The sequence below is a fragment of the Kitasatospora sp. NPDC058492 genome, from assembly GCF_042720685.1.
Lineage (GTDB): Bacteria > Actinomycetota > Actinomycetes > Streptomycetales > Streptomycetaceae > Kitasatospora.
This window is the reverse complement of record NZ_JBHXMU010000038.1, coordinates 22,946-45,052: the sequence shown is the minus strand read 5'-3', so window position 1 is coordinate 45,052 and position 22,107 is coordinate 22,946. Positions and strand designations below refer to the sequence as shown.

Here is a 22,107-nt window from a genome sequence, read left to right as displayed (position 1 = left end):
GGGCAGGTCCGGACGGCGGCGGTCAGCCGGCCGTGCGGCCCGCGTCAAGACGAGCAGTGCGGCCCGCGTCCCGACGAGCCGCGTGGGCCGTGAGCAGCCGCTCCCGGGCCTGGTCGTCCTCGGCGGCCTGCACCGCCGTCCAGGCCAGCGCGACGGACGCCTGGAGCAGCGCCCGGTCGGCGGCCGGGGCCACGCAGGCCCGGGCGAACTCCGGCTGGTGGTTGACCGCACCGCCACTGTCGATGCCGATGCTGGGGTGCACGCTGGGCAGGACCCGGCTGACGTTGCCCATGTCGGTGCTGCCGGTGGGCATCGCGCGCTCCTCCTCCGGGGACACCAGGGGGCGGCCCAGTTCGGTCGCCGCCGCCCGGTAGGCCGCCACCAGGAACGGGTCGTGGGCCAGTTCGGCGTACGCGGGTGTCGAGCGGACCTCGTGGGTGCAGCCGGTGGCGACGGCGCCGCCTTCGAAGCAGGCTCTGACGCGTGCTTCGAGGCGCCCCAGGGACTCCATGTCGCCGGCCCGCAGGTTGTACAGGGCGCTGGTGTGCGCGGGGACGACGTTGGGCACCTCGCCGCCCCGGGTCACGATGCCGTGCACCTGCTGCCGCGGCTCGAAGTGCTGGCGGCCCACACCGACGGCGACCTCCGCCACGGTCAGGGCGTCGGCGGCGTTGACACCCAGGTGCGGGGCGAGTGCGGAGTGCGACTCCCGCCCGGTGTAGCGGACTTCGAGCTCGACCAGGGCGAGGGGGCGGGGAGCGCAGTTGTCCTCGGGGGCCGGGTGGACGAGCATCGCCATCGACACCTCGTCGAAGACGCCGGCCTCCAGCATGGCGATCTTGCCGCCGCCCTCCTCCTCGGCCGGGGTGCCCAGCACCATGACGGTAATGCCGAGGTCGTCGGCCACGTCCCTCAGCGCCAGGGCCGCGCCCACCGACGAGGCGGCGATGATGTTGTGGCCGCAGGCGTGGCCGAGGCCCGGCAGCGCGTCGTACTCCGCACACAGCCCGACCGTGAGCGGGCCGCTGCCGTAGCGGGCGGTGAACGCGGTGTCCAGGCCGCCGGCGCCGGGCACCACCTCGAATCCCTCGTCCCGCAGCAGGCCGCTCACCTTGGCGGCGCTGCGGTGCTCCTTGAACGCGGTCTCCGGCTCGGCGTGAATACTCCTGGACAGCGCGATCAGTTCGTGTTCGGCGCGTTCGACGCTTTCGCGACAACCGCGCATGATCCGAGACGAGATTCGCATCTTCTCTTTCCCCTCCGCATGACCGGGATCTCCGTCGGCCGGATGGCCGGACAATTCCCTGGCCTTTTCCTTCCTACCGGAGTCTCCGACGAAAAGCGAGACCAGTCTGGAGAATTGACATGGCGTCACCGACAGATTCACTGACAGATTCACTGAAAGACCCACTGACAGCGTCACTGACATGGAACGTGCGGGCGGGCAACGGGGAACTCTCGGTCGAGATGATGCCCTGGTCGCTGCTGCGCGCGACCGGCTTCCCCGCCGGGCTCCTGGACGGGCTCGCGTCCGAGGAACTGCTCGGCACCGCCGCCGGGGTGCTCGCGGCGGAGCAGGCGGTCGCCGCCGAACGTGCGCACTTCCTGGACGTGCTGTGGCCGGGGCTGCGGAAGGCCGTACGGACGGTCGAACCGCGCCAGCGGTCGCTGCGGGCCCTCCAGAGCTGCCGCCGGCTGGTGGACGGCGGCGCGCCCCTGGACGAGCGGTGCGCGGCGGTCCTCGCGGCGACCGGCGCGCCGGACTGGGCGCCCCACTGGAACGCCCTGGTCACCGCGCTCGACGAGCGGCTGGCCGCGGCCGAAGTCGAACTGGAGGCGGCCCTGCTGCGGGCCCGGCTGCACACCGCGCGGGCCGCCGACCGCGAGGACTTCGGGCACGCCGTGTTCGTGTCGAACCCCTCGTTCCACCACACCGCCCTGGAGACGCCGCCGCTGACGCACCCGGGCTGGGCGCGGGCGCGGGACGAGGGCGGCGCCCTGCCGCAGACCCTGCGTCGCCGGGTCGACACCCTGCACCGCTATCTGCGCCGGTTCGCCACCAAGTGCGAGACCGTCTCGTTCTTCGGCCCGGTGCTGTTCGGCCGTCTGGTGCCGGAGCAGGAGGAGACCCTGCTGGTCGGCGCGCCCGGCCGCGAGAGGGTCGTGGTGGAGGCGAGCGCCTGGCTGGTGGAGGAGCTGCGGGAGCAGGCCGCCCGCGAGGTGCCGCTGACGCGGCAGCGCGTGTGGCCCAGTCCGCTGTTCCGCCGGCCCGGCTCGTCCCCGGTGCTGGAACGGGCCGTGGACGGGCGCAGGTTCAAGGTCGCGGCGCCCGCGCTGGCGCTGTGGAATGCCGCCGCCGCGGCGCCGGGGAGCCGGCTCGACTCGCTCGTCAGCGCCGCCGGCCCCGTACCGCCCCCGCACCGGGCGGGGGCGGACGACGCGTACGCCGCCGGACTGGTGAAGGCACTCGGGCCGGCGCTGGTCGTCTCCCCCTGGCGGCTGCCGGCGACCGAACTGCACGCGCTGACCAGGCTCGCGGCCGAGCACCCCACGGACACGGCGGTGAACCTGGCCGAGGTCCGCGACACGTACGCGCGGGCGCCCTGGCCCGAGCGGGCGGCGCACCTCCTCGCCGTACGGGCGGCCCGCGCGGCGGACGGCGGGCGGGTCTCGCAGGACAGCGGACGGCACTACGCCGACCGCGAGCTGTTCCACGAGGACAGGTCGAGTCCACTGAGCGAGCGGGTCGGCTTCGGGGCGCCGGTCGTGGAGCGCATCCGGGAGGTCACCGAGGCGGTGTTCCCGCTGGTGTTCCTCGCGGCGCTGCTGGCCAGGGAGGACGCCCGCGACGCCCTGCGCGCCGAACTGGGGGGCGCCCCGGTGCCGCTCGCCGCACTGGCCGCACGGGAGATACCCGCTCGTTCACCGCGCCGCGACGGGCTGGACGCGGTGCTGCGCCGACTGGTCGGGCGGGCCGTGGAGGCCGCGGGAACGGCCGACGGCCGCCCCCCGGTCGTGGAACTGAGCCGCGGCGAACTGGCCGAGGCGCTGGCGCCGCTGTGGGACACCGTGACGTACGGCCCCGACGACGCCTGCCTGCCGAGCCCCGACCTGATGGTGGCGGGCCCCGACCCGGCCACCGCCGACTGGGTGCTCTCGGAGCTGCACGACGACTGCAGCTCGATCTTCGGGGGGCTGGAGCGTCCACTGCACAGCGACCCGGACGGGCTGTGGGCCGGCTTCACCGAGCGGGTGGCACGAGCCGTGCCGCCCGGGACCGCCGCGACCATCGTCTCGCGCCGGCGCAGCGCCCATGTGACCCCCGAACTCCCCGGTGCCGCCATCGAACTGAGCGGCCTCTCGGGCAAGGACCGGGCCGACGTGGTGCCGATCGCGGACGCCGTCGTGCCCGCTTCGGCCGACGCGGTGGTGGTGGGCGGCCGGCGGCGGCTGCTCTACCCCGGTGACCTGTCGTCGACGCTGCACCGCGCGGTGTCCAGGCCCGCGCTGGTCCCGGTGCCGGTCGACCTCGGCGCGTACACGCCCAGGATCGTGGTGGACGGTGTCGTGGTCCAGCGTGCCCGCTGGCGGCTGAGCATTCCGGAAAGGGCTCCGGAGAAGGCCGCGGACACCGTCGCCCAGTGGCTGTCCGTGCAGCGGCTGCGGGCCGCCCAGGGAATTCCGCGCCACGTCTACGTGAAGCATCCGGCCGAACCGAAGCCGTTGTACGTCGATTTCGCCGATCCGCTGTCGGTGATCGATATCGCGCGACTTCCCGAAGGGGAAGTCGTCGTGTCCGAAATGCTGCCCACCCCGGACCAGCTGTGGTGGCGCGTCGCGGACGAAACGCATTGTGCCGAATTCCGTCTCGGCTGCATCGTGCGGCCGGTGACATCCGACAATCCGCCGACCCCGGAACAACAGGAAGAGAGCGCGTCATGACCGAGGACCTCCGCATCACCTCACTGGTGAGGGACGCTTACGACAAGGCCGCCGAGCAGTACGATTCCGCAGGTCAGATGATCTTCCACCCGCTGGGGAAGATGATCGCCGACACCCTGGAGCTCTCGCCGGGCGAACGGGTGCTCGACATCGGCTGCGGGCGCGGCGCCTGCCTGTTCCCGATCGCCCACGCGGTGGGCCCGGAGGGCTTCGTGCTCGGCATCGACCAGGCCCAGGGCATGGTCGACGCCTGCACGGCCGACATCACGGCCCGCGGGGTCGCCGGCCGGGCCCGCGCGGAGCTGGGCAACGCCCAGGACTTCGCCTTCGCCGAGCCGTTCGACGCGGCGAGCGCCGGGATGGTCCTGTTCCTGCTGCCCGAGGCGGAGAAGGCGCTGTCCTGCGCCGCCGCGGCGCTGCGCCCCGGCGGCAGGTTCGCCGCGACCACCTTCCCCACCGAGAACGGCAGGCTGGCCGCCGGCTGGGAGTCCGCCGAGATCCTCTCCGGGGTGCTCGCCAAGTACCTCCCCGAGGGTGTGGACGACCCGTGGCAGGTGGTCCTGGGCCTCGGCGGCCCGCTGGCCGGTGAGGAGTCCACGGCCGCCGCCTTCCTCACCGCCGGCTTCAGCGATGTACGGATCCGCCACGTCCCGGCGGACTCCCGCTTCGAGACCATCGACGACTACCTGGCGTGGACCAGGACCGTGACCACCCGCGTGCAGTGGGACCTGGTGCCCGCGGAGCGGGTGGCCGAAGCTACCGACGAGGCGCGCGAGGCGCTGCGGGTGCTCGCGGGGCCGGACGGCTCCCTGGAGTTCTCCTGCCCGACCAGGACCGTGCTGGCCGTCCGCTGACGGCACGACCGCAACCGTCTACCAAGCGCTGAACACAGAGCCGAGAGGTGCGATGACATGGCTCCTGACACGACCCCTTCGCTGATCCGTCCGCTGTCCGAACTGCTCGGCGGACACGCCGCCCGGATCGGGGACAAGGTGGCCTTCGCCGACGCCCGGCGGGGCGTCGGCTACCGGGAACTGGATCTGCGGACCTCTCGGCTCGCCGGCCGGCTTGCCGCGCTGGGACTGGAGAAGGGCGGCCGCGCCGCCGTCCTCATGGGCAACAGCGTGGAGATGGTGGAGAGCTGCCTCGCCGTCATCCGGGCGGGCGGCATCACCGTGCCGCTGAATCCGCAGGCGTCCGAGGCCGAACTGGTCCACTTCCTGCGGGACTCCGGGGCGTCGGTGGTGCTGTGCGACCCGGCGCGGCTCGACGTGCTGCTGCGCGCGGTGGCCTCGTCCGGCCTGCCCCGGCCCTCGATCGTGCTCACCGGCGACTCCCCCATGGCACCGGCGGACGCCTCCGGCGCAACCGCGGACATCACCGCGTACGAGACGCTCGCGGCCACCCCCTACGACGGACCGGCGCCCGAGGAGAGCCCGCTCGACGCTCCGGCCTGGATGCTCTACACCTCGGGCACCACCGGCCGCCCCAAGGGAGTGCTCTACTCCCTGCGCAGCTCGCTGTGGCTGGTGGAGGCCTGCCACGTGGGCGTGCTCGGGATGACGCAGGACGACCGACTGCTGTGGCCGATGCCGCTGTTCCACGGCCTGGGCCAGAACCTGTGCGTCATGGCGGTCGTGGCCGTGGGCGCCGGAGCCCGGCTGATGAGCGGCTTCGCCCCTTCCGAGGTGCTGGACGCCCTGCGCAACGACGGGGTGACCTTCCTCGCCGGGGTGCCGACGACGTACCACTACCTGCTGGACCGTGCCCGCCAGGAGCACACCCGGCTGCCTTCGCTGCGGCTCGGGTTCGTCGCCGGTTCGGCCGGCGGCGCCTCCCTCGGCAGCCGTTTCGAGGAGGCGTTCGGGGTCCCGCTGGTGGACCAGTACGGATCGACCGAGACCGGCGCGATCACCTCGAACCGGCCGACGGGCGACCGGGTCGCCGGGGCGGCCGGGCCGCCCGTCCCGGGGGTGGACATCCGCCTGGTGGATGGCGGTTCCGGCGCCGAGGTGCCCGACGGCGAGCAGGGCGAGGTCTGGGTCAGCGGCCCCAACCTGATGCTGGGCTACCACGGGCAGCCCGACGCCACGGCGCAGGTGCTGCGGGACGGCTGGTACCGCACGGGCGACCTGGCCCGCCGGGACGCCCTCGGGCAGGTGACCCTGACCGGCCGTCTCAAGGAGCTGATCATCCGGGGCGGCGAGAACATCCACCCCGTCGAGATCGAGGACGTGGTGCGCACGGCGCCGGGCGTGGCCGACGCGGCGGTGGGCGGGGAGCCCCACGAGGTGCTCGGCGAGGTGCCCGTCGCGTACGTGGTGCCCGGTCCCGAAGGCGTCGACGTCCAGGCTCTGTTCGAGCACTGCCGGACGCGGCTGTCCTTCTTCAAGGTGCCGGAGAAGGTGTACGCCGTCGAGCACGTTCCGCGCACCGCGTCCGGGAAGGTCACCCGGCATCTGCTGGCGGACGCGGACCCCCGGTTGCTCGGCACAGCATCCACCGGCGGGCCCGGGGAGCGCGAGGGCCTCGGGGCCGAGCCCGACCGGGGCGAGTGGGCGGGCCGGCTCGCGGCGCTCACGGCGGCCGAGCGGGCCCGGACGGTACTGGACCTGGTCCGCGCCGAGGTGGCGCTCGCGCTCGGCGTCGAAGCCGAACGGGTAGCGCCCACACGGCCGTTCGTGGACCTCGGCCTCGGCTCCCTCGCCGTCGTGGCGGTCGGGCGGCGGCTGTGCGCGCTGGTCGGGCTGCGACTCCCGGCGACGGCGGTGTTCGACCACCCGACGCCCGCCGCGTTCGCGGACCGGCTGGTCGCGGAGCTGACGGACCTGACGGGGCTGACGGGGCTGACGGAGCCGTCGGACACCCGCGCGCTCTCCGAAGCGTTCCCGGCCGAGCGTACGGCCCCCGCGGGGCCCGACCCGGACGGCGCCGAGCCGATCGCCATCATCGGCATGGCCTGCCGCTTCCCCGGCGGGGTGGAGTCACCCGAACAGCTGTGGGACCTCGTCGCCGCAGGCCGGGACGCCACCTCGGACTTCCCCACCGACCGGGGCTGGGCACTGGACACCCTGTTCGACCCCGACCCCGACCACCCCGGCACCAGCTACGTCTCGCGCGGCGGCTTCCTGACCGACCCGTCCGCGTTCGACGCCGGATTCTTCGGCATAGCCCCGCGCGAGGCGACCGCGATGGACCCGCAGCAGCGGCTGATGCTGGAGATCGCGTGGGAGGTCTTCGAACGGGCGGGCCTCGACCCGACCCGCCTGGCCGGCTCGGAGACCGGCGTCTTCGTCGGCACCAAGGGACAGACGTACAGCACGCTCGCCGCGCCCGGGTCCGAGTACGAGGGCCATCTCGGCTTCGCCACCTCGGGCAGCGTGATGTCCGGCCGGGTGGCCTACACCCTCGGTCTGCACGGCCCCGCCGTCACCGTCGACACGGCCTGCTCCGCGTCCCTGGTCGCCCTCCACCTGGCCTGCGGCTCCCTGCGCTCCGGTGAGTCGCGGCTCGCGCTCGCGGGCGGGGTCACGGTGATGTCCACCCCGGACGACATGATCACCTTCAGCAGGCACCGGGGCCTCGCCCCGGACGGCCGGGTGAAGGCCTTCGCCGGCGCGGCGGACGGCACCGCCTTCGGCGAGGGCGCGGGGGTGCTGCTGCTCGAACGGCTCTCCGACGCGCAGCGGGCGGGCCACCGGGTGCTCGCCGTGATCCGGGGCAGCGCCGTGAACCAGGACGGCGCGTCCAACGGGCTCACCGCGCCCAACGGCCGGGCGCAGCAGCGGGTGATCCGCCGGGCGCTCGCCAACGCCCGGGTGGCCGCCCACGAGGTCGACCTGGTCGAGGCCCACGGCACGGGGACCATGCTCGGCGACCCGATCGAGGCCGAGGCGATCCTCGCCGCGTACGGGCGCGGCCGGGACCCTCAACGGCCGCTGTGGCTCGGCTCGGTGAAGTCCAACATCGCCCACACCCAGGCCGCCGCGGGCATGGCCGGTGTCATCAAGCTGGTGGAGGCGATGCGGCACGCCGTCCTCCCGGCGACCCTGCACGTGGACCGTCCGTCGCCGCACGTCGACTGGTCGTCGGGGAACGTACGGCTGCTCGACGAGGCGCGGCCGTGGACGGCCGCCGACGGACGGCCCCGGCGCGCCGGGGTGTCCTCCTTCGCCATCAGCGGCACCAACGCCCATGTCGTCCTGGAGGAGGCGCCGCACTCCCCCTCGCCCGAGGAAGCCCCGGCCTCGGGCTCGTCCGAGGAGGCCCCGGCCCCGGTCCGGGCGCTCACCGCCGTGCCGTGGCTGCTGTCCGCGAAGTCCCCGGCCGCGCTGCGCGACCAGGCCCGTCGGCTGGAGTCGTTCCTGCGCGCGGCGCCCGGGCGGGACGCCGTGGACGTGGGGCGCACCCTGGCACTGTCCCGGGCCGGGCTCGAACACCGGGCCGCCGTCGTCGCGGACCGCGGTCGCGGTGCGGACGGGGCGGACAGCGCGGAGGGTCTGCTGCGCGCACTCGGCGCGCTCGCGGAGGGCGAGCCCGCGGCCGGACTGACCACGGATCACGCCGGTGCCGCCCGGACCACGGCATTCCTCTTCACCGGCCAGGGCTCCCAGTGGGCGGGCATGGCCCGTGAACTGTACGAGGCGTTCCCGGTGTTCGCCGAAGCGCTGGACGCGGTGTGCGAGCATCTGGCGCCGCAGGTACGGCAGTTGCTCCTTGCCGCCGTCGGCGACGACGCGGCGGAGGACGGGCGCATCCACCGCACCGGTATCGCCCAACCCGCCCTGTTCGCACTGGAGGTCGCGCAGTTCGCGCTACTGCGGTCCTGGGGGGTGCGCCCCGACGCGCTCGCCGGCCACTCCCTCGGCGAACTGGCCGCCGCGCACGTCGCCGGGGTGTTCTCGCTGGCGGACGCGGCCCGGCTGGTCACCGCCCGGGGCGAGCTGATGCAGGCGCTGCCCGAAGGCGGCGCCATGATCGCACTGGAGGCCACGGAGGAGGAGGTCCTGCCACTGCTCACCGGCCGGGAGTCCCGGCTGGGGATCGCCGCCGTGAACGCGCCCCGCTCCGTCGTGGTCTCGGGCGACGAGGACGCCGTGGCGGAGGTCGCCCAGCTGGTGGCCGAACTGGGCTGCAGGACCAAGCGCCTGACGGTCAGTCATGCTTTCCACTCGCCCCGGATGGACGCGGTGCTGGAGGAGTTCGAGGCCGTGGCCCGGACCGTCACCTACCGTGCGCCGGACCTGCCGATCGTCTCCACGGTCACCGGCGCCCTCACCGGTGCGGAACTGCTGACACCCGCGTACTGGACCGGGCAGCTGCGCTCGGCCGTCCGGTTCGCCGCCGCGGTGCGGACCCTGCGGGAGCGGGGCACCGACACCTTCGTCGAACTCGGCCCGGACGCGTCCCTGACGGCCCTGGTGCGCCAGATCGCCGACGACGCCGACGCCGACGCCGACGCCGGCGGGGGTGACGGGGGTGACGACGCCGACGGGGGTGACCGGACGGGCGGCCACCGTGCGCTGCCGGTCTCCCGGCGCGACCGACCCGGTGCCGCGACCGCCGTCGCAGTCGCCGCCGCGCTGCACACCGCCGGTGTCCCGGTCGACTGGGCGGCGTTCTTCGACGGCACCGGCGCCCGCCACGTCACGCTGCCGACCTACGCCTTCCAGCGCAAGCGTTACTGGCTGCCCGCACTCGCCGGCCCCGCCCCCGCCCCGGCACCGACCGCGATCGCCGAGGCGGAGGCGGAGGCGGAGGCGGAGGCGGAGGCCGCAGCCGAGGAGGCGGCCCCGTCCGGGCGGGTGCTCAAGCCGGGTGAGCGCCCGGAGGTCGCCGCCCGCCTGGCCGGCGTGCTCGCCGGACTGGACGAGGAGAAGCAGCTCCTCCACATGATCGACCGGATCGCCACCCGGGTCGCGGCGGTGCTCGGCCACGACAGCGCGGACGCCATCGACCCCGACGTGCCGTTCCTCGAACTCGGCGTCGACTCCCTCATGGCCGTGGAGATGCGCAACCAGTTCAGCGACTTCTGCGGTGTGAGCCTGCGACCGACGCTCGTCTTCGAGCACCCGACCCCGGCGGTGCTCGCCGACCACCTGCTCGCGAAGGTGCTGGCCGCGGTGTCCGCCACGCCGGACGTCGACGAGGACGCGGTGGACTTCGCCGCCGAGGTCGTCCTGGCGGCGGACATCTCCCCCGCCGACGAGGTGATCCGGGTCGCGGACGACCCGCGGGAGGTGCTCCTCACCGGTGCGACCGGGTTCCTGGGCGCGTACCTGCTGCGCGATCTGCTGCGGACGACCCGTGCGACCGTGCACTGCCTGGTCCGCGGGGCCGACGAGGCGGACGCGTGGGCGCGGCTGCGCAAGAACCTTGAGTGGTACGAGTTCTGGGACGGCATCGACCCGGACCGGTTGTCCGTGGTCGTCGGCGATCTCGCCCGGCCGCTGCTGGGGCTGGTCCCCGAACGGTTCGACGCCCTCGCCCGCAGCGTGGACAGCGTCTACCACGCCGCCGCGACCGTCAACGGCCTCTACCCGTACTCGGCGTTGAAGGACGCGAACGTCACGGGCACCGCCGAGATCCTGCGCCTGGCCGCACGGCACCGCACCGTGCCCGTCCACCACGTCTCGTCCACCGGCGTGTTCGCCGCGGAGGCGGTCCCCGGGCAGGCGCTCCAGGTGACCGACCCGCCGGGCCCCGCCGAGGCACTGTCGTCCGGCTACCGGCAGACGAAGCTGGTGGCGGAGCAGATCATCGAACTCGCCAGGGGGCGGGGCCTGCCGGTCTCGGTCTACCGGGTGGACGAGATCTCCGGCGACTCGGAGCGCGGCTTCTGCCAGACCCACGACTTCGTCTGGCTGAGCATGAAGGGCATCGTGCAGGCCGGTGCCGTACCGCAGGATCCCGCCGGAATCTTCCACCTGGTGCCGGTCGACCACGTCAGCGCGGCGATCCTGCGGCTGTCCCGCGACGACCGGGCGGCGGGCCGCAACCATCACCTCGCCAACGGGACGCACCTCCCGTTCTCCGCGATGACGGAATCCCTCCGCTCCCTCGGCTACCGGCTGGACGAACTCCGCTGGGACGCCTGGGTGCGGCGCATCCGCGCCGACCGCGACAACGCGATGGTCCCGATGATCGACGCGTTCGAATCGACCATCTACAGCGGGCGCAACCACTACCTGTCCGTCGACACCTCGCGGACCCGCGAGCTGCTGGCCGGTACCGGCGTCGACTGCCCGCCGATGACGCGTGAACTCTTCGAGAAGTACGTCGGGTTCTTCGTCCGCGTCGGCTACTTCCCCGAGCCGGGCGCCGGCGCCGGGGGCGGCCTCGTCGACACCGGTGCGCAGGCCCTCCGGGTCCGGGAGGCGGCCTGGGAGGACCTTCCGGCGATGGCGGGCATCTGCTTCGAGGCCTTCAACACCCTCAACGCCTCGCTCGGCCTCGCCCCGGAGTGGTCGTCGGTGGACGAGGTGACGGAGATGTTCCGGGACCGGCTCGCGGCCCCGGGCTGCCTCGCCTACGTGGCGGTCGACGGCGCGGACTCCGTGACAGGCTCCAACTTCCTGGTCCTGGGCGAGTCCGTCGCCGCCTTCGGCCCGCTCAGCGTCGCGCCCGGCGCGCAGGGCGGCGGCGTGGGCCGGCTGCTGATGGACGAGGTGATCGGCGCGGCCGCCCGGCACGACCGCGGCTCGGTCCGGGCCGTCCAGGTGACCAACAACCTGGGCGCGTACCGGCTCTACTCCTCGCTCGGCTTCGTCCCGCACGAGCAGCTGTCCCTGGTCGCCGGGTACGCACCGCCCACCCCGGCGAACATGGCCGGCTTCACGGTGCGCGCGATGACCGAGGACGACGTACCCGCGTGTCAGAAGCTGTACCGCTCGGTCAACGGCCATGCACGGGACGGCGAGATCCACATGGCGGCCAAGCGGGCCTTCGGCTGGTCGCAGCCGTACGTGGTCCTGGACCGGTCGAGCGGTACGATCGCCGGCTACACCACGGGCCTGTCCGACCTGGGCCATCTGACGGCGGCCTCGGAGGCCGCGGCACGGGCGCTGTACACGGGCGCCGGCGAGCTGATGCGCCGGGCCGTCCCCGACGGCCCACCGCCCCGGCTGCGCATCCCGGGCCGACTGCTGCCCGAGACCCTGAGCTGGGCCTTCCACACCCGGGGCATCACCCTGGAGCGACTGGAGACGCTGGTGGCACGCGGCTCGTACACGGCGCCGCAGCAGGGGGTGTACTGCCCGGGGCTGTCCTACTGAGGCACCGCCGCAGGCGAGGGACGCGTTGGTCCAAGCCCTGTCGTCCCGACGCGAGTCGGAAGGCCGTTGGCCGGGAGAAATCTCTGGCCAACGGCCCCAGCGGTCACGGCGGCCGGGCTCCGCAGCCGGGTGTCACCGCCCGATGGACTCCTCGGCAGCCCCGAGTGCGGCCTCCCACGGGTAAGCCTCCGGTCTCCCCTGGCCCGGATCGTTCGGGACGAAGCCTCCTTCGCCGAGCAGCACGCGGACGCCGGAGTCACGCAGGGTGGCGACGCTCCGGGGGAACTGAGGGTGCCCGGTGAGCGCCGTGTTCGTACACGGCATCACCGACAGCGGGATTCCCTTGCCGATCGCCTCGGCCGCGAACCCTATGACCCAGGAGGTCGTGAGGCCGAGCGCCAGGCTGTTGATGCTGTTCATCGTCGCGGGAGCGAACAGAACCGCGTCGGCGGGCGGAAGCACGTCCGGCTCGCCCGGCCGACGGTACGTGGACTTCACCGGGTGGCCGGTCAGGCGGTTCAGCTTGGGAAGCTCGTCCTGGAGCCAGCTCGCCGCGGTCGGGGTGAGCCCGAGCGCGACCTCCCACCCCCTGAACTGGGCGTGGCGCACGACCTGCGCCATGTTCAGGACCGGCGGGGCGGCGGAGCCGAAGAGGTACAGGACCGGGCGCGTGGTGGACATGGCAGTCATCGAACCCCGTGGGGATGGCCGGCGGCAAACCCTGCCGAATTCGATGATGCGCCTGACTACTTGGCGCTACCGTCGGACCACCGGGCCGAACTCCTCAAGGAACGCGCCATGACCGACTTCACGCCTGACACCGTAGGCAAGCGGATCAAGCAGACCCGCAAGCTCCGACACATGACCCAGACCGAACTCGCCCTGAAGGCACGGATCTCGGCGTCCCACATGGCTCAGATCGAGCAGGGCAAGCGGCAGGCCGGCCCGGCTGTCCTCGCCTCCATCGCCAGGGCGCTGACCGTGCCCCCGGCCGATCTCGAAGGACGCCCGTACATCGAGGGGTTGCGGCGCGACCAGCTCGACGGGCTGATCCAGCCGATCCGGGAATCCCTCGACATCTTCGACCTCGGAGCCGACCCGGACGTGGCACCGCGTCCGACCGAGGAACTCGTCGACCACACCGACCGGGTCTGCCGCCTGATCCGGGCGTCGGATCTGCGGAGCGCGGCGGCCGAGCTGCCCGGCCTGATCACCGAGACCACGACCGCGGCGCACAGTAGCGGTGATCGACGTCTCTGGCAGGCCCTCGCCATGCAGTACCGCTCCGGCTACGACCTCGCGAGCAAGCTCGGGTTCCAGGACCTCGCGTCGATCTCCCTCGATCGCATGGGCTGGGCGGCGGAGCGGGCGTCCGACGCCGTGACCGCGGCGATCAGGCAGTACAGCCGGGCGCTGGCCTACCTGCGCGCCGGCCAGTACCGGACGGGCATCCGCATTGCTGAGCTTGCCCGCCAGGCGGCCGAGCAGGCCGATCCGGGCGTCGAGCGGGATGCCGTGACCGGCCAGGTACACCTCGGAATCGCGGTCCTTGCCGCCCGGAGTAGCGACACGGAGGCGGTCGACGGGAACCTCGCCACGGCCGAGAGGATCGCGGGGCGAACAGGTGAGGTGCCGGGGGTCTTCTGGTTGTCGTTCGGTCCGACCAACGTCGCGGCCCATCGGGCAAGCTGCCTGATCGATCAAGCGCTCTACCACGAGGCCTTGCAGGTCGCGCGGAGCATCGAGATCCCCGCGTCCTGGCCGGCCAGCCGCGCCGCGCACCACCACGCCGAAATCGCCCGAGCCCTCCTGTGGACCGGCAAGGGCGACGCCGCCTTCCGCCGTCTCCTCGACGCACGCCGCCTCGCCCCACAGCAGTCCCGCCACAGCCCCACCGTGCGCGAGACGATGGCCGGCCTACTCCGAGCGCAGCGGCGGCTCCCGGAGTCGATGTCCAACTTCGCCTCCTGGATCGGGATGTGACGACGAACTGACACAGAGTTGTGTGAGTTCTGGACTTGCGACGGCTCGACCTTGTTCATGACGGATTCACCGACATGACAGGAGCCTTCGCATGCCTCCCTCGCTCGGCACCAGCACATGGGCTCCGCCAGGAGCCCCCGGTTCCTCTGCCACGGGGACAACCCGCGGGTCCCGACTACGAGTACCGGGGGAACGGTGACCGACGGCAGCATCACGTTCGGTAGGTTCGTCTCGCTGCATCGCGCAGCGATGGGCTGGACGCAGCTGCGCCTGGCGACGGAGCTCAACCGCAGCGAGGACTGGATGTCGCAGGTCGAGCGGGACGTCCAGCAGGTCCAGGACGTGCAGCTCCTACGGCGGATGGCCTCGACCCTGGGCGTTGAGATCGACAGGCTGATGACCTTGCCGCAGCCCGCGGCCACGAAGCCGAGACCACCACGACGCCGTGTCAGCTCGGCTACGCTGGCGACGACTTCCGGTGCCGAGGAGGACGATGTGCGACGCCGCCCGTTCCTGTCCCTGGCGGTTGCCGCCTTCGTCACCCCGGCCACGGGTCAGCAGGTCGCGCACGCAGAGGCGGTATCGCCGTTGTCCGGCCTGGAGGACCTGCTGCTGTACGGGCCGGGCAGGGCCCCAGCTCCCCGTCGCGAGCCGACCCTGAAGTCCGTCGCCACTTCTCTCGTGTCCTCGCGCCAGGAGTTCAAGGCGGCCCGGTACGACACGCTCGCGCAGGCACTGCCCGGACGGCTCGCGGCTGCCGACATGGTCGGTACGGCGGAGGAACGTGCCCGAAACGTCGCCCGGTTCTACAACATCGCCACCAGGTTGACCATCAAGATCGGTGACAACAACCTGGTGGCCGTGACCTCGGACCGCGCCCTGACGGCCGCCCGTCTGGGCGGCGATCCGCTGACCACCGCGGAAGCCCAGCGGATGGTCTCCAGCTCGTGGCGCCGCCAGGGCAGCCTGGCTCGGGCGACCGACATCGTGGTGGTAGCCGCCGAAGACCTGCTCGCCGACACCTCGGTGGCCGAGGCCGCCCGTCTGGCCACGCGCGGAGACCTGTACGCCACCGCCGCGTACACCGCGGCCAAGTCCGGAGACCGGTCCTACGCGCACGCCCTCATCCGGGAGGCCGCAGCCAGCGCCGCGGCCGCAGGCCGGGCCTCCGGCCTGGTGGACGGCATCCAGGGTGTCGCCCTGCACGAGCTGTCGGTCCACTACGAGCTCGGAGACGCCGGCCGGGCGATCGAGCTGGCCAGGACGATCGACCCGAGCGCGCTGCCGACGGCCGAGCGGCAGGCCAGATTCTTCACGGACGTGGCCCGCGCGTTCGACCAGTGGGGCAAGCACGAGAACTGCTACCGGGCACTGCTCGCCGCCGAGGAGGCGGCCCCTCAGGAGATCCGTCGGGGCGCCGTCCGCGACCTCGCCGTAGGCCTTCTGCGGTACGACCGCCAGCTTCCGGGCGTTCGCGACTTCGCCGCCCGCGCAGGCGTACAAGGCATCTGATCCGTAGTCGGACTACGGCCCGTAGTCCGACTACGGATCACGGCAACGAGCCGGCAGTTCACTGGGACAGCCAACCCGTCCCTTCGCTGCGGAGGCTCTCACATGCCGACGTCCAGCACCTCGCCGTTCCCCGCCGGTCCCCGGCTCGCCGCCCCGCAGGACCGTGACCGGCTCGGCACCTTCCTGGCCGCCTCCTGGGCTGCCCTGCACCTGCCCGTGCTCGTCCTGCTGGGGTTCGCCGTCCAGCAGCAGGTCGACGCCCGGCCCGAGGCCGCAGTCGCCGCTGCCCCGGACCTGCCCATTCAGTAGGCATCTGGCTCATCACCGCCCCTCCTTCCACTCGCTCGCCCGAGAGGAGCCCCAGCCATGCACCGGCTACCCGAAGCTCCCACGATGAGTGCCGCGTTGGCGCGCATCGACTACCGCACCACCCCCGAGTACTACATCGACACCGAGCAGGTCGCCGACCCCGTCGTCGCGCGGCTGCTGAGCTGCTGCCCGACCGTCTTCGGGCTCAAGAAGGCCATCGTCGACCTGCTGGCCGGACGGTTGGACATCGAGCTGCCGGAGGGAGCCGGGGTCATCGAGCCCGGCGCCGTCGTCCGCGGCGAGGTGACCGTGGCGGCCGGCGCCGTCATCGCCGAGGGCGCGGTCGTCACCGGCCCGGTACTGGTCTGCCCCGGCTCGGTGGTCGACTCCGGAGCCCGCGTCCGGGACCACACCGTCATCGGTCCCGGCTGCCGGATCGGCTGGGGCGCCGAGGTCACCCGCTCGCTGCTCACCGGCGGGGTCTTCATGAAGCACACCAGCTTCGTCGGCGACTCCGTCCTCGGCCTGGGGGTCAACATCGGCGCGTTCGTGTCCACCACCGGCCTGCGTGTCTCCAGCGGCCCGGTCGTCGAGCCGGCCACCGAGGAGGTCTGCGCCCATCTCGACGGCCACCGCGTCGCCACCGGCCAGACCAAGTTCGGCGCGGTCATCGGCGACGGAGTGATCGTCCCCGCCGGCACCGTGCTCCAGCCCGCCACCCTCATCGGCGCCCACTCCACGCTCTACCCCCGCACCCAGATCGGCGGATTCTTCCCCGCCGGAAGCCAGGGAAGGTGACCATGACCGCCACCACGACCCCCGACCGGCTCACCCTCCGGATCACCGGCGGCCACCCGCTGCACGGTACGACGACCGTCCAGGGCAGCAAGAACATCGCCCTGCACCTGTACGCTGCCGCGATCCTCGCCGACCAGCCGCTCACCCTTACCGGCGCCCCCGCGATCCTCGACACCGGTGTGTGCGCGGAGATCCTTCACCGCACCGGCACCCGAGCCACCATCGCCGAGGGTGAGTTCGAGACCCGGCCCGCCGACTCCTACTTCCCGGTCATCCCCGACGACCTCGGACGGTACATCCGGACCACCGCGGTCATCGCCGCCGCCCTGCTGGCCCGCTCCGGCACGGTCACCTTCCCACTGCCCGGCGGCGACGCCTTCTGCGCCCGGTACATCGACCTGCACCTGGCCGCCATGGAAGCCGCCGGCGCCGACGTCGAGGTCAACCGGGGCCGTGTGCGCGCCCGCTTCACCGGAACGAAGCGCCTTCCGTTCATCACCAACGTCAGCACCAAGAAGTGGGGCCCGAGCCTGGGCGCAACGGTCACCGCGATGCTGCTGGCCGCCCGCACGCCCGGCACGTCGTCCATCCTCGGGCCGAGCATCGAGCCCGAGGTCACCGTATCCGCCGAACTCCTGGCTCGCTCCGGCGTCGGCATCACCTGGCAAGGCACGGACGCCCTGCACGTCACCGGCACCGACCACATCGCCGGCGGCGTCTTCCCGGTCCCGTCCGACCGGCTGGAGGCCGCCACACTGGCGCTCGCCGCCGCGATCACCGGCGGCACCGTCCACCTCGACGCCTTCCCGCCCTGCGGCTTCCCGCCAGGCCTGGTCTCGGTCTTCGCCGACACCGGGATCCTCCTGACCGCCGAGCGCGGCGGAACGACGGTCACCGTACCGGCCGGGCTGCATGCGGCGGAGATGGCCACCGGCCCCCACCCGGGTTACCCGACCGACGTCCAGCCCCAGCTGACCGCGGTCCTCACCCAGGCCGCCGGAACGTCCCGGATCGAGGAGCGGATCTACAGCCGGCGCGACACCCACCTCGCCGCGCTGCGCAAGTTCGGCGCGGTCGTCAACGCGGAGGGCCAGCTGATCACCGTCGAGGGGCCCTCCGGGCTCGCCGCCGCTGACGTGGCGGGCGAGGACATCCGGGCCGCGACCGCGCTCGTGCTCGCCGCGCTGGCGGCCGAGGGCACCTCTACGATCCGGGGCATGTACCACCTCCGGCGCGGCTACGGCGACCTGCTGCCCAAACTCGCCGCGCTCGGTGCCAGCCTGACGATCGACCGGGAGATGCCGTGACCAGCACCAAGCCGTTGAGCCCCGACACCGTCGCCGAGCTGCAGCAGTGCCTCGACCTGCTGGTCGACGACGGCGCCCTGCCCGGCGGCGTCCTCGCCCACGGCGCCCGGAACGGCCGGCCCGCGTTCGTCTCCTCCGGCGTCGTCGCGCCCGAGTGCGGGAACGCCGGGCCCGGCCCGGACACGCTCTACGACGCCGCGTCGCTGACCAAGGTGCTGGCCACCTGGCCGCTGATCGGGCTCACCGATGGCATCACCGCCGACACCACGGTGCGGGACCTGCTGCCCGACCTGCCGGACCAGGTGCCCGGCGCGAACGTCACGGTCGGGCAGATCCTCGCGCACACCTCCGGCCTGCGGCCCGAGACCCGCCTCGACCAGTACCGGGGCCGCACCGAACCCCTCGCGGAGCTGATCTGCGGCGAACCGCTGATCGCCGAACCCGGCGTCGGCCACCGGTACATCAACCGCGGGTTCATCCTCCTCGGCCTCGCGCTCGCCCACCTCCACGGCCGCCGCCTGGACGAGCTCGCCGCCGACCTCTGGCAGTCCCTCGGCATGCCCCACACCGCCTACGGACCCGTCAGCCGCTCCGCCGACGTCGCCCCGACCGAGCAGCGTCTCCCCGGCGGCCCGCGGCTGTGGGGCATCCCGCACGACGACAACGCCACCCTGCTCGGCGGCGTCGCCGGCCACGCCGGCGTCTTCACCACCCCGGCCGACCTGGCCACCTTCGCCGACCGGCTCCTCACCGCGTACACCTCCAGCCACGGACTGGGTGCCTGGCTCCGCACCAGCATGGAACCGAAGGCCGAGATCGAGCCCGGGCTCCACCGCGGCCTGGCCTGGATCCTCGCCGACGGCGGCCGGGTCGCCTACCACCACGGCTTCACCGGCACCAGCCTCTACCTCGCCCCGGACACCGGCCGCTACCTGGCCATCTGTACCAACGCCGTCTACCACCACCAGAACAACCGCACCCGGCTCGCCCCGCTCCGCAACCTCGCGCTCAAGGCCGTCGCCGCCGACTGAGAGGACCCTGCCGTGCCCCAGGCCACGCTCGCGTCGCTGACCACCCTCCGGCTCGGCGGGCCCGCCGGCGCCGTGCTCAACCTGTCCGACCCCGCGGACTGGCTCGACGCCGCCCGTGCGATCAGCGCCCAGGAGCAGAACGGTCCCGTCGTCCTGGGGCACGGCAGCAACGTGATCGCGGCGGATGCCGGCCACCCCGGCACCGTCGTGGTCATGAACACCCGCGGCATCACCGCCAAGAAGCTCGACGACACCACGGTGGCCGTCACCGTCCAGGCCGGCCAGCCGCTCACCGACCTCGTCCAATGGGCCGCTGCCGAACGGCTTGCCGGCATCGAGTGCCTGGCCGGGATCCCGGGCACCGTCGGCGCCGCGCCGGTCCAGAACGCCGGCGCATACGGCCAGCAGATCGCCGGCTCCCTCCACAGCGTCACGGTCTGGGACTGGGGCATGGGCTGCCTGCGGACCTTCCCGGCCCAGTCCTGCCGCCTGCGCTACCGCAGCAGCCGCTTCAAGCGAACCCCCGGCCGCTGGACCATCCTCGCCGCCTCGCTCCACCTGACCCACACGCCGGCGGCCCCGATCACCTACCAGCCGCTCGCGGACGAGCTCGGCGTGCCCGTCGGCGCGCGCCCGACCGTTCCGGAGGTCACCGCGGCCGTACTCGCCAACCGCCGTCGGCGCGGCCTCCTCCTCGACCCGAGCGACCAGGACTCCCGGCAGGTCGGATCCGTCTTCCTCAACCCTCGAATCACCACCGCCCAGGCCACGCGCTGGTCCGACCGCGGCTGCCCGGTCCACCAGGACAGCGATGGCGGCCTCCGAGCCAGCGCCGGGTGGCTCCTGGAGCATGTCGGCTGCCGGCCCGGCCAAGCCGTCGCCGACGGCGTGCGCTGCTCGGAACGCCGGACTCTCACGGTCACCGCTCAAGGAGAGGCCACAGCGGCAGCGTTCGTCCGGGCGCTCGCTGACCTCACCGCCCAGGTCGCAGCTGCAACCGGAATCATCCTCCAGCCCGAGCCGACGCGCGTCGGCCAGTGGGTCACCGGCCCCTGATCTCCCGCCGGCCTCAGCTACTTGCCACCTCCGCCACACGCCGGTCGATCAAGGTGGCTGGGCTGGCCGAGCGCACATTGCCGAACAGCTCTTGGCCCGCGAAATGAGGCAGTGCGATCCTCCACCGAGGGCTGGAATCTGATCAGCAGGCTTACCGTCAGCTACATCGTCCGAGTGTCCCGGTTGACCGAGGTCGCAGGCCGGATTGCTGCCCATCGGGGTGAAGGATCGACGAACAGGCTTTAGGCCTACAGCCTTTCGCTGACCTTCTTCACGACTGAGGAGTTGTCCCCCGGCTACGGGAAGTCCGCAGGGCGCTCACCCCGTGGCCGTGGAGGCGGGGTGAGCGCCGTGGCGAGTCCGGACGTCGCCGTTCGTCAGACCAGCGTGACCGGAAGGTCGTCGTGTGCGGGCCGTTCGCCCTTGGGTACGGCCAGCAGGGTGATCAGCACGCCGAGCACGGCGAAGCCCGCCCCGACGGCGAACGCGAGCCGGAAGCCCTCCGTCATCGCGCCGGCCATGGCCGGGCCACCGGCCTGCTTGCCCTCAAGGAGCTCCCTGATCCGGGCGTTGGCCACCGAGGAGAGCACGGCGAGCCCGAGCGCGCCGCCGATCTGCTGGGTGGTGTTGATGAGCCCGGAGGCGAGGCCCGACTCCTGCGGAGTCACACCGGAGACGGCGACGATGGTCACGGGCACGAACGAGAAGCCGAGCCCGAGCGCCGCGACCACCGAGGGCAGGAGCACGTCCCCGGCGAACGTGCCGTCGGCGGGGATGCGGGTGAACAGCAGGAGGCCCACCGCGGTGAGCGCCAGACCGCAGGCGAGGACGGGCCGGGGCCCGACCTTCGTCACCAGCTGGGAGGCGGCGCCGGCGGCGACGATGCTCGCCACCGAGAAGGGCAGGTAGGACAGTCCGGCCTCCAGTGCGGAGAAGCCGAGCACCTGCTGGAGGTAGAGGGAGATGAAGAAGAACATCGACAGCAGCGCGGCGCCCACCAGCAGGGACACCGCGTTGGCGCTGGAGAGGTTGCGGTTGCGGAAGATCCGCAACGGCATCACCGGGTGCTTGACGAGGCGCAGTTCGACCAGGGCGAAGACCAGCAGCAGGACGGCCGCGAGGCCCAGCAGCCCGATGGTCCTGGCCGAGCCCCAGCCCGCCCGCTCGGCGTCCACGAGCGCGTAGACCAGCACGCTGAGACCGCCGGTGACCAGTGCGGCACCGGCGAAGTCGATGCCGGTGCGTTCGTGGCCGCGGCTCTCCCGGACGAACCTCGGTGTGAGGACGGCGGCGACGACGCAGATCGGCACGTTGACGAACATCACCCACTCCCAGCCCGCCCACTGGGTGAGCACACCGCCGAGCAGCACGCCGATGGCCCCGCCCGCTCCGGCGAGCGCGCCCCAGATGCCGAGGGCCTTGTTGCGCTCGGCGCCTTCGGTGAAGGTCGTGGTGACGATGGACAGGGCGGCCGGCGCGATGATCGCGGCGCCGAGGCCCTGCCCGACCCGCGCGGCGATCAGCAGGCCCGCGGTCGGGGCGAGACCGCCGAGCAGTGACGTGGCGGCGAACAGGCCGAGCCCGGTCATGAACACCCGCCGCCGTCCGAGCAGATCGGCGGTCCGGCCGCCGAGCAGCAGGAAGCCGCCGAAGGCGAGTGCGTAGGCGTTGACGATCCACTGGACGTCGGAGTCGGCGAAGTGCAGGTCCCGCTGGATCGAGGGCAGCGCGACGTTCACGATCGAGGCGTCGAGCACCACCGTCAACTGGGCGACGGCCAGGACGACGAGCGCCTTCCAGCGGAGCGGATCCGGGGAGGAGGTCGAGGTCGAGGTCGAGGTCGATAAGGAGGAAGTGGGAGGCACGGCCATGGGAGGGATACGCTCCTGTGGGTTA

At 72.9% G+C, this 22,107-nt stretch carries 13 protein-coding genes; 10 read left to right on the top strand and 3 right to left on the bottom strand.

Translation table 11 applies throughout. From position 1 onward, the window contains the following. Window positions 1-22 precede the first annotated feature (22 nt). The gene (locus ACFWPI_RS24155; RefSeq protein WP_380374278.1) at window positions 23-1,246 is read right to left on the bottom strand and encodes a M20 family metallopeptidase; all 1,224 of its coding nucleotides are present in this window, start codon (window positions 1,244-1,246) and stop codon (window positions 23-25) included. 188 nt (window positions 1,247-1,434) lie between these two features. On the opposite strand from ACFWPI_RS24155, the gene ACFWPI_RS24150 reads away from it, so the two are divergent. Genes ACFWPI_RS24150 through ACFWPI_RS24140 form a run of 3 tightly spaced genes read left to right on the top strand, consistent with a single transcriptional unit; the run spans window position 1,435 to window position 12,215 of the window. Further along, window positions 1,435-3,942: a lantibiotic dehydratase gene (locus ACFWPI_RS24150; RefSeq protein ID WP_380374281.1), complete on the top strand. Its 2,508-nt coding sequence runs from the start codon at window positions 1,435-1,437 to the stop codon at window positions 3,940-3,942. Further along, window positions 3,939-4,796: a class I SAM-dependent methyltransferase gene (locus ACFWPI_RS24145; RefSeq protein ID WP_380338709.1), complete on the top strand. Its 858-nt coding sequence runs from the start codon at window positions 3,939-3,941 to the stop codon at window positions 4,794-4,796. Before ACFWPI_RS24150 ends, ACFWPI_RS24145 begins: the two co-directional genes overlap by 4 nt. Before the next feature lie 57 nt (window positions 4,797-4,853). Then, window positions 4,854-12,215 carry a thioester reductase domain-containing protein gene (locus tag ACFWPI_RS24140; protein WP_380374285.1) on the top strand — a complete coding sequence of 2,454 codons (7,362 nt, stop codon included), beginning with the start codon at window positions 4,854-4,856 and terminating at the stop codon, window positions 12,213-12,215. A 132-nt stretch (window positions 12,216-12,347) separates the two neighbouring features. Here the strand turns inward: ACFWPI_RS24140 and ACFWPI_RS24135 are convergent, their stop codons facing one another. Next, window positions 12,348-12,896 carry a flavoprotein gene (locus tag ACFWPI_RS24135; RefSeq protein WP_380374287.1) on the bottom strand — a complete coding sequence of 183 codons (549 nt, stop codon included), beginning with the start codon at window positions 12,894-12,896 and terminating at the stop codon, window positions 12,348-12,350. A gap of 117 nt (window positions 12,897-13,013) precedes the next feature. On the opposite strand from ACFWPI_RS24135, the gene ACFWPI_RS24130 reads away from it, so the two are divergent. The 7 genes from ACFWPI_RS24130 (at window position 13,014) to ACFWPI_RS24100 (ending at window position 20,211) form a co-directional block, all read left to right on the top strand. Further along, window positions 13,014-14,198 carry a helix-turn-helix domain-containing protein gene (locus ACFWPI_RS24130; RefSeq protein WP_380374289.1) on the top strand — a complete coding sequence of 395 codons (1,185 nt, stop codon included), beginning with the start codon at window positions 13,014-13,016 and terminating at the stop codon, window positions 14,196-14,198. Window positions 14,199-14,315: 117 nt separating this feature from the next. Further along, complete coding sequence (locus ACFWPI_RS24125) at window positions 14,316-15,710, top strand: helix-turn-helix domain-containing protein (RefSeq protein ID WP_380374292.1); 1,395 nt, start codon at window positions 14,316-14,318, stop codon at window positions 15,708-15,710. Window positions 15,711-15,812: 102 nt separating this feature from the next. Beyond that, window positions 15,813-16,019, top strand: coding sequence for a hypothetical protein (locus ACFWPI_RS24120; protein ID WP_380374294.1), 207 nt, complete (start codon window positions 15,813-15,815; stop codon window positions 16,017-16,019). Between the two features lie 84 nt (window positions 16,020-16,103). Next, entirely contained in the window at window positions 16,104-16,817 is a 714-nt protein-coding gene (locus tag ACFWPI_RS24115) for a hypothetical protein (protein WP_380374297.1), read from the top strand. A gap of 2 nt (window positions 16,818-16,819) precedes the next feature. Continuing rightward, window positions 16,820-18,124: a UDP-N-acetylglucosamine 1-carboxyvinyltransferase gene (locus ACFWPI_RS24110; protein ID WP_380374300.1), complete on the top strand. Its 1,305-nt coding sequence runs from the start codon at window positions 16,820-16,822 to the stop codon at window positions 18,122-18,124. After that, window positions 18,121-19,155: a serine hydrolase domain-containing protein gene (locus tag ACFWPI_RS24105; protein WP_380374303.1), complete on the top strand. Its 1,035-nt coding sequence runs from the start codon at window positions 18,121-18,123 to the stop codon at window positions 19,153-19,155. Before ACFWPI_RS24110 ends, ACFWPI_RS24105 begins: the two co-directional genes overlap by 4 nt. A gap of 12 nt (window positions 19,156-19,167) precedes the next feature. Next, window positions 19,168-20,211: a UDP-N-acetylmuramate dehydrogenase gene (locus ACFWPI_RS24100; RefSeq protein WP_380374305.1), complete on the top strand. Its 1,044-nt coding sequence runs from the start codon at window positions 19,168-19,170 to the stop codon at window positions 20,209-20,211. Window positions 20,212-20,588: 377 nt separating this feature from the next. On the opposite strand, the gene ACFWPI_RS24095 is transcribed toward ACFWPI_RS24100, so the two are convergent. After that, entirely contained in the window at window positions 20,589-22,082 is a 1,494-nt protein-coding gene (locus ACFWPI_RS24095) for an MFS transporter (RefSeq protein WP_380374307.1), read from the bottom strand. Window positions 22,083-22,107: the final 25 nt, after the last annotated feature.

What these genes read in the sequence shown, in the direction of transcription:
- ACFWPI_RS24095 (WP_380374307.1), bottom strand. Translation starts at nt 22,082, where the DNA reads ATGGCCGTGCCTCCCACTTCCTCCTTATCGACCTCGACCTCGACCTCG.
- ACFWPI_RS24110 (WP_380374300.1), top strand. Translation starts at nt 16,820, where the DNA reads ATGACCGCCACCACGACCCCCGACCGGCTCACCCTCCGGATCACCGGC.
- ACFWPI_RS24125 (WP_380374292.1), top strand. Translation starts at nt 14,316, where the DNA reads ATGGGCTCCGCCAGGAGCCCCCGGTTCCTCTGCCACGGGGACAACCCG.
- ACFWPI_RS24145 (WP_380338709.1), top strand. Translation starts at nt 3,939, where the DNA reads ATGACCGAGGACCTCCGCATCACCTCACTGGTGAGGGACGCTTACGAC.
- ACFWPI_RS24155 (WP_380374278.1), bottom strand. Translation starts at nt 1,246, where the DNA reads ATGCGAATCTCGTCTCGGATCATGCGCGGTTGTCGCGAAAGCGTCGAA.
- ACFWPI_RS24120 (WP_380374294.1), top strand. Translation starts at nt 15,813, where the DNA reads ATGCCGACGTCCAGCACCTCGCCGTTCCCCGCCGGTCCCCGGCTCGCC.
- ACFWPI_RS24130 (WP_380374289.1), top strand. Translation starts at nt 13,014, where the DNA reads ATGACCGACTTCACGCCTGACACCGTAGGCAAGCGGATCAAGCAGACC.
- ACFWPI_RS24140 (WP_380374285.1), top strand. Translation starts at nt 4,854, where the DNA reads ATGGCTCCTGACACGACCCCTTCGCTGATCCGTCCGCTGTCCGAACTG.
- ACFWPI_RS24115 (WP_380374297.1), top strand. Translation starts at nt 16,104, where the DNA reads ATGAGTGCCGCGTTGGCGCGCATCGACTACCGCACCACCCCCGAGTAC.
- ACFWPI_RS24135 (WP_380374287.1), bottom strand. Translation starts at nt 12,896, where the DNA reads ATGTCCACCACGCGCCCGGTCCTGTACCTCTTCGGCTCCGCCGCCCCG.